General features: G+C 63.8%; 12 protein-coding genes and 3 tRNA genes. 8 read left to right on the plus strand and 7 right to left on the minus strand.

Annotation, left to right across the window (positions count from 1 at the left end):
- From MA09_RS06815 to MA09_RS06845, 7 genes are all read right to left on the minus strand, one after another.
- Positions 1-960: a GlcNAc-transferase family protein gene (locus MA09_RS06815; protein ID WP_161783200.1), complete on the minus strand. Its 960-nt coding sequence runs from the start codon at positions 958-960 to the stop codon at positions 1-3.
- Between the two features lie 14 nt (positions 961-974).
- Entirely contained in the window at positions 975-2,168 is a 1,194-nt protein-coding gene (locus MA09_RS06820; RefSeq protein WP_152594578.1) for a helix-turn-helix transcriptional regulator, read from the minus strand.
- A 127-nt stretch (positions 2,169-2,295) separates the two neighbouring features.
- Positions 2,296-2,811 carry a histidine phosphatase family protein gene (locus tag MA09_RS06825; protein WP_036246423.1) on the minus strand — a complete coding sequence of 172 codons (516 nt, stop codon included), beginning with the start codon at positions 2,809-2,811 and terminating at the stop codon, positions 2,296-2,298.
- A gap of 100 nt (positions 2,812-2,911) precedes the next feature.
- Positions 2,912-3,841 carry a tRNA 2-thiocytidine(32) synthetase TtcA gene (ttcA, locus tag MA09_RS06830; protein ID WP_036246426.1) on the minus strand — a complete coding sequence of 310 codons (930 nt, stop codon included), beginning with the start codon at positions 3,839-3,841 and terminating at the stop codon, positions 2,912-2,914.
- A complete protein-coding gene (locus MA09_RS06835; RefSeq protein WP_036246428.1) occupies positions 3,838-4,620 on the minus strand; it encodes a hypothetical protein in 783 nt (260 codons plus the stop codon). Before MA09_RS06835 ends, ttcA begins: the two co-directional genes overlap by 4 nt.
- Positions 4,617-5,009, minus strand: a complete 393-nt coding sequence (locus MA09_RS06840; RefSeq protein WP_036246429.1) for a dihydroneopterin aldolase — start codon at positions 5,007-5,009, stop codon at positions 4,617-4,619. The genes MA09_RS06835 and MA09_RS06840 overlap by 4 nt, the downstream gene beginning before the upstream one ends.
- Entirely contained in the window at positions 5,009-5,788 is a 780-nt protein-coding gene (locus MA09_RS06845; RefSeq protein WP_036246430.1) for an SDR family oxidoreductase, read from the minus strand. The genes MA09_RS06840 and MA09_RS06845 overlap by 1 nt, the downstream gene beginning before the upstream one ends.
- Positions 5,789-5,854: 66 nt before the next feature.
- On the opposite strand from MA09_RS06845, the gene MA09_RS06850 reads away from it, so the two are divergent.
- The 8 genes from MA09_RS06850 (at position 5,855) to tuf (ending at position 13,230) form a co-directional block, all read left to right on the plus strand.
- On the plus strand, positions 5,855-7,003 hold the full coding sequence (locus tag MA09_RS06850; protein WP_036246431.1) for a class I SAM-dependent methyltransferase: 1,149 nt from the start codon (positions 5,855-5,857) through the stop codon (positions 7,001-7,003).
- 110 nt (positions 7,004-7,113) lie between these two features.
- Positions 7,114-8,097 carry a J domain-containing protein gene (locus MA09_RS06855; protein ID WP_036246432.1) on the plus strand — a complete coding sequence of 328 codons (984 nt, stop codon included), beginning with the start codon at positions 7,114-7,116 and terminating at the stop codon, positions 8,095-8,097.
- A 144-nt stretch (positions 8,098-8,241) separates the two neighbouring features.
- Positions 8,242-9,924 carry a tetratricopeptide repeat-containing response regulator gene (locus MA09_RS06860; RefSeq protein WP_081897455.1) on the plus strand — a complete coding sequence of 561 codons (1,683 nt, stop codon included), beginning with the start codon at positions 8,242-8,244 and terminating at the stop codon, positions 9,922-9,924.
- 24 nt (positions 9,925-9,948) lie between these two features.
- Entirely contained in the window at positions 9,949-11,481 is a 1,533-nt protein-coding gene (locus MA09_RS06865) for an HDOD domain-containing protein (RefSeq protein ID WP_307183365.1), read from the plus strand.
- Between the two features lie 171 nt (positions 11,482-11,652).
- Positions 11,653-11,737, plus strand: a tRNA-Tyr gene (locus tag MA09_RS06870).
- 36 nt (positions 11,738-11,773) lie between these two features.
- A tRNA-Gly gene (locus tag MA09_RS06875) sits at positions 11,774-11,847 on the plus strand.
- A 32-nt stretch (positions 11,848-11,879) separates the two neighbouring features.
- A tRNA-Thr gene (locus MA09_RS06880) sits at positions 11,880-11,954 on the plus strand.
- Positions 11,955-12,039: 85 nt separating this feature from the next.
- On the plus strand, positions 12,040-13,230 hold the full coding sequence (gene tuf / locus MA09_RS06885) for an elongation factor Tu (RefSeq protein WP_036245544.1): 1,191 nt from the start codon (positions 12,040-12,042) through the stop codon (positions 13,228-13,230).
- Positions 13,231-13,236 lie beyond the last annotated feature (6 nt).

Genomic DNA, 13,236 nt, shown 5'->3' on the forward strand with positions numbered 1-13,236 from the left:
CTAGCAAAGCTGTCCGCCGAAAGGATCGCTGATGGTCTGCCTGGCGTAGTCGATGCCGCTCAGCTCGGCGTACTGCGCCATGCTGCGCGCCGTGCCCAGGCCATAGGCGCCGGGCAGGCCGTCTCCCATCAGCAGGCGGTTCAGGCGCCGCTTGGCGCGCTCGGTGAGGTAGGTCGACTGGAAGGCGCGCCGCGCGTCGCTTGCACCGTGCCAGTGATGGGTCTCGTAGGGCGTGCCCTCGGTCTTGTACAGGTGGTAGACCGGCGTCGTGAGCGGATGGAAGATGTCCCAGCCGCGCGTGAAGGCGCGCACCGCCAGGCTTTGCTCCTCGCCATGGAAGTACAGGTAGGGATCGTAGGGAACTTCTTCCACGAAGCTGCCGGCCGCGAACAGGAAGCCGGCCGACACATGGCAGCCCATCACCGGCTCGTTGGTGACCAGGTGGCGCGCCATGAAGCGCAGTACGGCGTCGTCCGGCGCCAGGTTCTTTTCCGGATGCGGACGCAGCACCAGTGCGGTGCGGCCTTCGCCGGGGGTGTACCGGGGCTTGCCGTCGACCATGTCGAAGCGGTAGGGATAGGTGCTGATGATCGGCTTGGCCGAGCGCTCGCGCAGGTTCGCGTGCAGGTTGCACAGCTGCTCGTCCCAGTCCGGCTCGAACAGGGTGTGCGAATCGACCTGCAGCAGGAAGTCTTCGCCGTCGTACAGCGAAAAGGCGGTACTGCGCGCCCAGCTCACGCCCAGCGTGTCCTGCGGGTGCAGGTGGACGTAGCGCACCTGGCGCGCGAAGGGCAGGGCGGCGATCGCCGCGCGCTGGTCGTCCACGTGCTGGTCGACCACGCCCAGCGACAGCAGTTCCGGGCGGGCCGCTTTCGCCACCGCGTCGTTCAGGGTGAAGAACAGCATCGGGTCGAGGTAGGACGCGATGCTGATGAAAATGGTCGGGGAAGTGGTCGGCATGGTGCGGCACATCCTTAGAGTGCCTTGCCGTCGGCCTTGATGGCACGCTGCACGGCCGAGGCAGGGAGGTTCATCAGGAGCCGCACCAGTTCCGGCTGGCGGTTGGTCGCGGTCTTCTGGTAAATCGACAACAGCTGCTTGCGCACCGTGTCGTACTGCACCCCCAATGCTTCGGCGATGCTCTTGAGCGGCATGCCGTCTGCCAGGAGCGAGGCGACGCGGCATTCGGCATGCGACAGGCCGAAGGCCGCCGTCAGCAGCGCCGAATCGATTTCCTGGGCCGAGGTCGGGTGGTAGAAGAACAGCATGACCAGGGGCCGCAGGCCGAAGCTCCCCATGGTGCGCTCCGGCGCCAGCATCGTGAAGAAGCCGTACAAGGTGTCGGGGGCGGCGCCCGGTCCGCTGCGCATGTGCAGCGAACGGAAATCCTTGTCCACCGGCGTGCCATGCTCCGCCGCGGTGCGCACCTGGTGCTCCAGGTCGGCGCACTGGTCGAGGAAGCCGCGCTGGTAGGTTTCGGGCAGCACGATGCGCCCGTCCGTCACCTGCACCAGGCTGGTCGAGACGAGCAGGCCGCGTGCCGCTTCGTTCGCCAGCACCAGCTCGCCGCCCGTGGTCAGCAGCATCACGGGCTGGCGCAGCTTGTCGACCAGCGCATGGCCGACCAGCGCCTGCGCCGAATAGACGAACTGCGCCTGGCTCAGGCGCACCGCGCGCTGCAGGTGCGGCCGCAGGCGATCGAGGAAGACCAGTGCCTCGGGCGGAAGCGGGCCATCGGCGGGACGGCGCAGGCAGCCGAGGATCACGGTCGCGTCTTCGCTCTCGGCCAGCTTGCAGGCCGACACGTAGCGCGCCCCGTGCGGGATCAGGAACTCCTGGTAGAACGGGTCGGTGGAGACGAAGCGATCGTCGAGGTGCTCGTGGCAGTGCAGCCAACTGTCCAGCGTCTGCGAGGACATCAAACCCACGCGCGGATCGATGAACTGGTACTTCTGGATGTATTCCAGATCGATCTGCGGCGCCATGTCGGCGCCCTCGCTGTACGACAGGGCACCGCGCCTGCTGTCATACGCGGTCAGGTGGATCGCCCTGCCGCCGATCGCTTCATGAATGCCTTGGAGTACAGCACGCCAGCCGGCCCGGTTTTCCAGGGTTTCGTAAATCAGGTTGACGACGTGCTCGAAGCGCGCCTGCGACAAATCCACCATGTGCTCCATTCGGTAATTCCATGCATCCTAACTGATGCTGCGGAGCATTGAAACTACTGGTTGTCCGTGAGCTATGCCAAAGGATCAATACGTGGGTGCCGTCAATACGGAAACGTAGCGCGCCGGCTCAGGGGGCGCTGGAGCCCGGGGTAGTCAGCAGGACCGTCCTGACCGCGCCGCCGGCTGTTGGCGTGAGCTGGTAGAGGCGGTCGTATTCGTCGTCGCCGATGTCGGCGCCCGGCGCACCGCCGAACAGGCGCACCAGTTCCGGCAGGGTGTTCGAGTGGCCCACCACCAGCACCGGCCCGGACAGGGTCTTCACCTTCTCGACCAGCGCCTTGGGCGCACGCGCGTCATACAGCTGCACCTCGAGTCCGATGCGCTGGGCCAGCGGCTGGGCGGTCTGGCGCGTGCGCTGGGTAGGTGTGCTGAAGACAGCCGTGATGCCGGTCCGCGACAGGATGGTCGCAATCGCCTGTGCCCGCGCCTGGCCTTGCGAGGTCAGCTCCGGGTCCTGGCCCACGCTCGCCTTTTCGCCGTGGCGCACGAGGTAGATCGCGCTGGGTTCGGCCAGTGCCGCGCCGGGGGCGAGGATAGCCAGGCTGAAGGACAGGCAGCGGAACAGGCGGGCGGGCAGGCTCATGGAATCCTCGTATGGGCAGGGACGAAAAAAGGCAGGGTAGCACGACCCTGCCACTCTGTTAATGCTGGCCTTCGTGGGGTGGTCGGCTTTGCCGACCGCCCTACAGCTGGGTGAGCGAGATCGTATTCGCCGCCGGCGTCGAGCACGGCTCCTCGTCGAAGGCGATATCGCCGTTCGGATTCGGCACGCCATCGGTCTTCAGGTCGACGAAGCCGAACAGGTTCCGGTCCTGCAGGTGCGAGGGCACCACGGTGCTCAGGGACGAGAACACGTTTTCCACGCGGCCCGGATATTTCTTCTCCCACTCGCGCAGCATGGCCTTGATCTGCTTGCGCTGCAGGTTTTCCTGCGAGCCGCACAGGTCGCACGGGATGATCGGGAAACCCTTCACCTCGGCATAGCGCTCGGTGTCCTCCTCCTTCACGTAGGCCAGCGGGCGGATCACCATGTGCTTGCCATCGTCCGAGACCAGCTTGGCCGGCATGCCCTTCAGCTTCCCGCCGAAGAACATGTTCAGGAAGAAGGTTTCCAGGATGTCGTCGCGGTGGTGGCCCAGGGCGATCTTGTTGCAGCCCAGCTCGTCCGCCACGCGGTACAGGATGCCGCGCCGTAGCCTGGAGCACAGCGAGCAGGTGGTCTTGCCTTCCGGGACCAGGCGCTTGACGATGCTGTAGGTGTCCTGGTTCTCGATGTGGTACGGCACGCCGAGCTTTTCCAGATAAGCAGGCAGCACCTCGGCCGGGAAGTTCGGTTGCTTCTGGTCGAGGTTGACGGCGACGATGTCGAAATGGATCGGCGCGCGCTCGCGCAGGGTCATCAGGATGTCCAGCAGGGCATAGCTGTCCTTGCCGCCCGACAGGCAAACCATCACCTTGTCGCCGTCCTCGATCATGTTGAAGTCGCCGATCGCCTGGCCCACCAGGCGGCACAGGCGCTTGTGCAGCTTGTTGTTCTCGTAAGCGATCTTTTCCGCCTTCTTGTCCTTTGCCGTCTCCAGTTCGACGGCCGATTCAATGGTCATGCTGTTCATAATGGTCCAGGTTCAATGCTCGTGTACGCGTCCAGCCGTTCGCGGACAGCGGTTCGAATGAATGATTGCGTCATCATGGCGACGTCCTGGATCCAGAAAAGCTGCTCGGAGGGGTTTCCGAGAATAACCTTGTCGGCCATGACGGTCGACCAGATGGAAACAAAACGTTCGCCGTTGATTTCTGCGTATTGGAAGTTGGTGTCGTAGCCTAGTTTCGCAGCCCCTGCAAAGGTGAAGTGGAATTTTTCTTCATAAAAATCCACGGCCGATTCATCTGCAGCGTTCACGAAATAAATCACGCTGAGACGCTTGACGTTAATGCCCACCCACATCCGCATCTTGAATTCGCCGAGGCGGATTTCATAATTTGCGCCAAAAATGTCTTTGCGTCCACCATGCACGGTACTGGCACGCTGCACCACATCGACGTCGACCGTGACACCTGGACGCAATTGTGGAATCTCGATCTTCCTCAGGCCATCGGCCATTTGCTGTTCCAGGAACACATCGGTCTTGCGCAACAGTTTTTCAGTGCTGAGCTCACGTTCGGCAAACAGGACGAACAGCACAAGCGCGAAGGCACCGGCCGCGGTTTGCGCGATCGACAGTGTCGGGGTGATCTTGTCGTAATTCGCAGGGAAGAAAAAGAAGGCCAGTCCGGCGATGCAGGCAGACAGCGCCAGTGCGCCCAATACCACCATGACCGCATAGCGGGCCCATGCCGGCAGGTAGACGATCTGGTTGGCGTCGAGATAGCGCGGCGGGCCGTCCCCGCTCATGCCCGCTGCTCTTTGAACTTGAACACTTCGACGCCGGCGCAGGCGCAATCGGCATAGACTTCGCGTTTTTCCGTCGATACGCGCGTGGCGATGACCTTGGGGTGCGAGAGCACCAAGTCGACAATGGCGTCGCACAAGGTTTCCTGAAGATTGATATGGCCGCGGCTGACGATCTGCTGAATTCCGGGACGTACGAAGTCGTGATTGACGATTTCCTCGATATCGTCATGGACCGGCGTATTCCATTCCAGCGGTACCCAGAATTCGATATTCACAGCGACATATTGCGACTTGTTCTTCTCGTGAGGATAGGCGCCGATCTCCATGTCGAGACGATAGTCACGAATGAAGATGCGGCGGCAGTTTTCCAGACGGGGATGGATGTACATTAGTTATTCCTGTTTATGAAGCTGAAGTCGCGGGTCATGCGTACGAGATGCTGGCCACCATCCACCAGCAAGGTGGTCCCGGTCATCGCGCGGTTTCCTGCCGCGAACACAACGGCTTGTGCGATGTCTTCCGGCCGGCTGGATTCGCCAAGCGGCGACATCGCGTGAGTAGCGGCAAATTCATCTTTCGTTTGCAGATGGCTGATCATGGTCAATCCTGGCGCCACACCCAGCACCCGCAGCTTGGGAGCCAACGCCTGTGCGAGCATGACGGTAGCGCTGTCGAGCGCCGCTTTGGACAGGGTGTAGGACAGGAAGTCCGGATTCAGGTTGTACAGTTTCTGGTCCAGCAGATTGATGACGACAGCCTGTTGGCCCTCGTCGGTCGCATCGTGCAAAGCCTTGGCCAACAGGATTGGAGCAGCAAGATTGACCCGCATGTGTCTCTCGAGGCATTCCACCGAAAAATTGGCCACCGCATCATAATCGAACAACGATGCATTGTTGACGACACAGCTGACCTTTCCCAAGGCGCTGTTTGCATTCTGCAACAAGTCGCGTACGGCAGCTTCGTCCGACAAATCGCATTGCATGGCGACGGCCCGCTGGCCTCGTTCGAGAATCTGATCCACAGTAGATTCAGCTTCCTCGCGCGAGGTGCCGAAATGTACAACGATGTCCCATCCGGCTTCCGCAAGGCCGAGCGCGATCGCCTGTCCTAGCCGTTTGGCACCACCCGTAACGAGCGCGGTTTTTCGATTATTGAAAGAAGATCTCATTGGTATCAAAGCGGCATTGATGTGATGAGATTCACGATATGATCGTGAATTCATTAGAATGCGAATATGTCCCTGCCCGCACCTGCTCCCGACGCGCTTGCCGCGTCCCAATCCCTGCAACAACTGATCGCCGCCGAGATCGAACAGCTCGGCGGGGCGATGGCGTTTTCACGGTTCATGGAACTGGCGCTGTATGCGCCCAGGCTCGGCTATTACAGCGGCGGCGCGTCCAAACTGGGGGCGAGCGGCGATTTCACGACCGCGCCCGAGATCTCGCCCCTGTTCGGAGCGTGCCTGGCGCGCGCGGCAGCCGCTATTATCGCCCAAAGCGCGCCCGACATCATCGAATTCGGCGCCGGCACCGGCAAGCTGGCGCGCGACGTGCTCACCGCGCTGGACGGACTGGGCGTGCAGGTGCGTTCGTACACCATCATCGAACTCTCAGGCGAATTGCGCGCCCGCCAGCAGGAGGCCCTGAAGGATTTGCCGCAGGTCCGCTGGCTGGACGGCATGCCCGACACCTTCAGCGGCGTGGTGCTGGCCAACGAGGTGCTCGACGCGATGCCGGTCGAGCTCGTGATCCGCAAGGACGGCCGCTGGCAGCGCCAGATGGTCACCGTGGAGAACGGCGCCTTCGCCTTCGTCCAGGCGGAGCTGCCGGAGGCGCTGGCGCTTCACGTGGCGCACCAGATTCCCGACGCCGAGCACCTGCCGGAAGGCTATGTCACCGAAATCCACCCGGTGGCCGAAGGCTTCATGGCCTCGCTGGCAACGATGATGAAGGGCGGCCGCGGCGCCGCCTTCCTGTTCGACTACGGCTTCCCGGCGCACGAGTACTACCTCGACCAGCGCATGGGCGGCACCCTGATGTGCCACTACCGCCACCATGCGCACCCGGACCCGTTCTACCTGCCTGGCCTGCAGGACATCACCGCCCACGTGGACTTCACTGCGATGGCGCTGGCCTCGCAGGAAGCCGGCCTGCCGGTGCTGGCCTATATGAACCAGGCGTCTTTCCTGCTGGGCTGCGGCATCGGCGACATGCTGTTGGAAACCGACCCTGCCGATGCGATGCGCTACCTGACGCAGTCGAGGGCGGTACAGAAACTGGTGTCGCCGGCCGAGATGGGAGAGCTGTTCAAGGTGCTGGTGGTGGGGCAGGATGTGGACTTGCTTGACGCTATCGTGCGAGCCGACCGGGCCCACCGCCTGTAGAATTTTTGACATCTTGCGCTCTGGATACAAATCCGGCTAAGCTGTACAACCCGGAGCGTCCGCAGATTGCCAATGGAGCAGCGCCGACGGAACCGCGCACCTGAGAGAACATGGCCAAGATCCATACCCACTATGACAACCTGAAGGTCGCGCGCGGCGCGCCGGCGGAAGTCATTCGTGCGGCGTACAAGGCCCTCAGCCAGAAGTACCATCCCGACAAGAATCCGGGCGACGAAAAGGCCGCCCGCATCATGGCGATCGTCAATACCGCCTACAACACCCTGTCCGATCCGGTGCGCCGCAAGGAACACGACGAATGGATCGCGTCGGAAGAGTGGGAAGTCGAATGGCTGGAAAGCAGCGGCGCCGAAGAAGGGAGTAGTCATGCGGGACGCCAGCCGCGCCCCGACGCCTGGGAACCGCGCGTCCCGGACACGTCCTCGCGCCCACGTCCGCGCCTGATGCGGGATCCGCGCTGGTGGCTGGGGCTGGCCACCTGCTTCGTGCTTGGTGCGGCCGCCGCCGTCTACCTGGTGGAACCGCCGCAAGGCAAGCTGCCCCCGGCACTGGCCTGGGCCGGCAAGCCGGATCCGGCCCCGAGCGTGTCCAATGACCGTCCCGACGAGCTGGGCACCGATGCCAGCACCGAAGGCTGGGCGCGCCGCTTCGGCGGCGAGGGCAAGGAGCCGCCGCCGGAGATCAAGGCGCTCGCCGTGACCCAGCTGGTGGTGCCGGCAAAGGCACCCGACTGCGGCACCGACCTGCAGACCCTGACCGCCCCCAGCGGCGATCCATGGCCGGCCGAGTCCGGCTACCTGCCGGGCTACCCGGTGGGCAATAGCGGCAGCGAGATGCAGTTCTTGATCGACAACAGCGCCAATGCCTCGCCGATCTTCGTCAAGCTCTACGACCTGGACCGCCGCTCGAACGTGCGCCATGCCTACGTGCAGGCACGCGCGACTTTCCTGATCGACAAGCTCAGCGCTGGAAAATACGAAGTCCGCTACCAGAACATCGTCGTCGGCGGCAGCAGTACCGAATGCCTGAACGGCCGCCGCGTGCAGCTGCGCCAGGCGGCTGCCTTTGCTCCATAAGCTGTCGTTTTTTCTCCGCAACAAGCAACAGTTGCGCTGCGTCTTACCCAATTTAAGTAATTTGTTCCCTCGCCGTAATATACTGGCCTAATGCAGTGCCCATGCAGCGCTGCCGCACGCCCAACGCAGGCTAGACAAGAACCCATGAACGAACTGGAAGGCCTCACGGCCCTGATCATCGAGCCCCACGCGGGCATGCGCGCCAACATCCACGGCATGCTCAACATGTGTGGCCTGACGCGCATCGAGCACGCCAGTTCGTCCAACCTGGCGGTCAAGCACCTCGGCCTGCGCAGCTTCGACATGATCCTGTGCGAATACGACCTCGAGGGCGGCCAGGACGGCCAGCAGCTGCTCGAGGACGTGCGCCACCACAAGCTGATGCCGCTCTCGACGATGTTCTTCATGGTCACCGCCGAGGGCAACCATAGCAAGGTGGTCAGCGCCGCCGAGCTGGCGCCGACCGACTACATCCTCAAGCCGTTCACCGCCGACCGCCTGCTCGACCGCATCGCGCGTGCCCTCGACCGGCGCAGCGCCTTCATGCCCGTCTATACCCTGATGGAAGCGGGCGACCAGCGCGAAGCGATCGAGGCCTGCATCGCGGGCGAGCGCCTGCATCCGCGTTATGCGGTCGACTTCATGCGCCTGCGCGCCGAGCTGCACGTCTTCCTCGGCGAACCGGACCAGGCCGAGCCGATCTACCGCAAGCTCATCGACATGAAGGCGATCGCCTGGGCCAGGCTGGGCCTGGCCAAGACCTTGTTCCTGCGCAAGCAGTTCGACGAAGCCAAGGGCATGCTGGAAGAGCTGGTCGACACCAACCGCAATTTCGTCGACGCCTACGACTGGCTGGCGCGCACCCACGCGGCGGTGGGCGACCTGGCCAAGTCCCAGGCCGTGCTGAGCGACGCGGTGGCGGTGTCGCCGCATGCCGTGCGGCGCCTGCGCGCGCTGGGCGAGACCGCCTTCGAGGCCGGCGATACCGCGGCGGCCGAAAGGGCGCTCAAGCAGGTGGTCGCCAAGGCCAAGTACTCCGAGTTCCGCGATCCCGAAGACCACGTCAAGCTGGTGCGCACGCTGGTGAAGAAGGGCGATCCGGTGGCGGCGGCATCCGTCATCCGCGACCTCGACCGCTCGATGGGCGGCCGTCCCGCCACCCTGCTGTGCAGCGCGATCTCCTCGGCCCTCCTGCACGAATACACCGGCAACGAAGCGCGCCTGAACGAATCCTTGCACACCGCGCTGGCGGCCTGCGCCGACGTGCCGGCCTTGTCGTCCGACCTGAAGCTGGAACTGGCGCGTACCTGCCTCGAGAACAACATGGAAGAGGGCGGCGCCGACCTGGTGCGCGAGGTCATGCGCAATGCATCGAACGACGCCGCCGTGCTGCGCGCGATGAGCGTGCTGGAAGGGGCGGGCTTCCCCGACCTGGCGCGCACGCTGGCGCAGGAAAGCCGCCAGCACGTGGTCGACCTGGTCGCCGACGGCGCGGCGCGCGCCCGCAACGGCGACTACAAGGGCGCCGTGGGCATGATGCTGGAGGCCGCGGCCAAGCTGCCGAACAACCCGGCGGTGGCCTTCAATGCCGCGCTGGCGACCCTGCGCTGCCTCGAGCACGAGGGCTGGGAGGACAAGCTCGGCCAGCAAGCCGTCGGCCTGATCGGCAATGTGCGCAAGCTCGACCCGGGCAATCCGAAGCTGGGCGCCTTGTCGGCCCTGCACCACCAGGTACTCAGGAAATACGAGCGTAACGCGCACGGGCGCGCGGTGAAGCCCGCCCAGAAGACGCAACCGGCAGCGGCCCCCGCGGGGAAAGCAGCATAAGAAAGATAATGAAAGATGGCTGCCATGTTTGACTCCGCCCCGCCGGAAGGCACGACCCGACGCGTGCGCGCCGCCCTCATGCACAAGGTCTGCGGGGACGAAGAGATGTTCGCCCTGGGCGCCTCGATTGCCCGGGTGGTCGAGATGGCCTCGAGCGAGGACCAGGGCACCCACGACCTGGCCTATTACGTGGTCTCGGACCCGGCGCTCACCCAGCGCATCCTGCGCCTGTCCAACACGATCCAGTACCGCACCGCGGGCGGCACGCCGGTGACGACGATCTCGCGCGCGATCTCGCTGCTCGGCTTCGACAACGTCAAGACCACGGCGCTGGCGATGCTGCTGGTCGATGCCCTCGACAGCTCCGAGCACGCCGGCAGCGTGCGCATGGAGCTGGAAGCGGCCCTGTGCGCCAGCCTGGTGGGACGCGAGATGGCGCGCCACAGTTTCTTCCAGGGCGCCGAGGAAGCGGCGATCTGCGCGCTGTTCAAGAACCTGGGCCCGCTGCTGGTGGCTAGCCACGAGCACGACCGCTACCGCGAGATCGCGGCCCTGGTCGCGGGCGGCAAGCACACGGTGGGGCAGGCCTCGCAGATGATCCTGGGCTGCAGTTACGATGCGCTGTCGCAAGCGGTGCTGACCGAATGGAAGATCCCGGACATGATCGTGCGCGCCCAGGTCGCGCTGGCGCCCACCGCGGTGCGGGTGGCGGCCAACCGCGGCGAGTGGATGCGCCAGGTGGCGGCCTTCGGCCTCGACGTGGCGCGCCTGCTGGCGAAAACCCATGAACCTGCCGGCTCGAAAGAAGCGCTGGCGCTGCTGGGCCGCTACGGCGAGGCCCTCGACCTGGACCGCGCACGGATGGACGAGCTGATGGGTGCGGTACAGGAAGGCATGCGCGGCCTGTTGGAGAGCATGAACATGCAAGCTGCGCCGAGGAGCGAGGTGCAGGAGGCCGGTACCGGCTTGCCGAACGTGCTCATGCTGGCCACGCTCGACGCCGGCGAGGAAGAGCAGGAGGGGACCCACCCGAGCGGCAAGCCCAGGAACGCGCGCGACCTGCTGCTGGCCGGTGTGCAGGACGTGACCCAGATGCGCGCCTCGGGCAGCAAGGTCAACGACGTGGTGCTGGCGGTGCTCGAGACCCTGTACGGCGCGTTGGGCTTCCGCTTCGCGACCGTGTGCCTGAAGGACGCGAAGAGCAGCCAGTACCGCGCCCGTGCGGCGCTGGGCGAGGACAGCGCACGCAAGCAGGCCGGCTTTGCCTTCGCGGTGGCGCCGAACCGCGACCTGTTCCACCTGGCGATGGAAAACGACGCCGACCTGATGATCTCGGATGCATCCAGCCCGAAGATCCGCGACCTGCTGCCGGAGTGGCACCGCAGGCTGTTGCCGGATGCGCGCAGCTTCATCGTGCTGCCGCTGGTGGTGGGGAAGGTGCAGCTGGGCCTGTTCTATGCCGACCGCACGCTGACGGCGGAAGAGGGCGTGCCGCCGGATGAGACGGCGCTGATCAAGGCGCTCAAGGGGCAGGTTCTCGCAGCGCTCGCGCCGTGAAAACCGGTCTTTTCGCGATTCCCTGCAATTCGCACAAAATCACCCTTGTGGTTTTGCATCCCTCCCGTTACAATCACGCCCCGAAGCAACGCTGCTATGCGAAGCGGTCAAAGCCCGCTGAAACTTAGTTGACAATACGTTGAGCTTGCTTCATACTCTGCGGTTCTTCGCGGTGGGGTGGCCGAGTGGTTAAAGGCAGCAGACTGTAAATCTGCCCTCTCTGAGTACGCTGGTTCGAATCCAGCCCCCACCACCAAAAAGAAGAGTCGAAGGAATTGAAAGGTTGTACCTCGCGGGTGTAGCTCAATGGTAGAGCAGAAGCCTTCCAAGCTTACGACGAGGGTTCGATTCCCTTCACCCGCTCCAGTTAGTGCGGTGTTTCTAACCGCAAAAAATAAGCCCTTGTAGCTCAGTGGTAGAGCACTCCCTTGGTAAGGGAGAGGCCACGTGTTCAATCCACGTCAAGGGCACCAGAATTTTGCACGGCAGTCCGTAGTACTCGTCCGTCAGGTGTGCCTGGTAATTCTCAAAAAAATCGTTAGATCTTAGGAGTCTGAAATGGCAAAGGAAAAATTCGAACGGACCAAGCCGCACGTCAACGTCGGCACCATCGGTCACGTTGACCACGGCAAAACCACCCTGACGGCTGCAATCGCAACCGTTCTGTCGAAGAAGTTCGGCGGCGAAGCCAAGGCCTACGACCAGATCGACGCGGCTCCGGAAGAAAAGGCACGCGGCATCACCATCAACACCGCGCACGTCGAGTACGAAACCGCAAACCGTCACTACGCCCACGTTGACTGCCCGGGCCACGCCGACTACATCAAGAACATGATTACCGGTGCGGCGCAGATGGACGGCGCGATCCTGGTGTGCTCGGCCGCCGACGGCCCGATGCCGCAGACCCGCGAGCACATCCTGCTGGCGCGTCAGGTTGGCGTTCCGTACATCATCGTGTTCCTGAACAAGTGCGACCTGGTCGACGACGCAGAACTGCTGGAACTGGTCGAAATGGAAGTGCGCGAGCTCCTGTCGAAGTACGAGTTCCCGGGCGACGACCTGCCGATCATCAAGGGTTCGGCACGTATGGCCCTGGAAGGCCAGGCTGGCGAGCTGGGCGAAGATGCGATCATGGCCCTGGCCGACGCTCTGGACAGCTACATCCCGACCCCGGAACGTGCCGTTGACGGCGCCTTCCTGATGCCGGTGGAAGACGTGTTCTCGATCTCGGGCCGCGGTACCGTGGTGACCGGTCGTGTCGAGCGCGGCATCATCAAGGTCGGCGAAGAAATCGAAATCGTCGGTATCGTCGACACCGTCAAGACCACCTGCACCGGCGTGGAAATGTTCCGCAAGCTGCTGGACCAGGGTCAAGCTGGCGACAACGTCGGCCTGCTGCTGCGCGGTACCAAGCGTGAAGACGTCCAGCGTGGCCAGGTCCTGGCCAAGCCGGGCTCGATCAAGCCGCACACCGACTTCACCGGCGAAGTGTACGTCCTGTCGAAAGACGAAGGCGGCCGTCACACCCCGTTCTTCAACAACTACCGTCCGCAGTTCTACTTCCGTACGACTGACGTGACCGGTTCGATCGTGCTGCCGGCCGACAAAGAAATGGTCATGCCAGGCGACAACGTGTCGATCACCGTCAAGCTGATCGCTCCGATCGCGATGGAAGAAGGTCTGCGCTTCGCAATCCGCGAAGGCGGCCGTACCGTCGGCGCCGGCGTGGTTGCCAAGATCATCGCCTAATAAGCG

This window comes from Massilia sp. BSC265 (assembly GCF_000740675.1).
Taxonomy (GTDB): Bacteria; Pseudomonadota; Gammaproteobacteria; order Burkholderiales; family Burkholderiaceae_D; genus Telluria.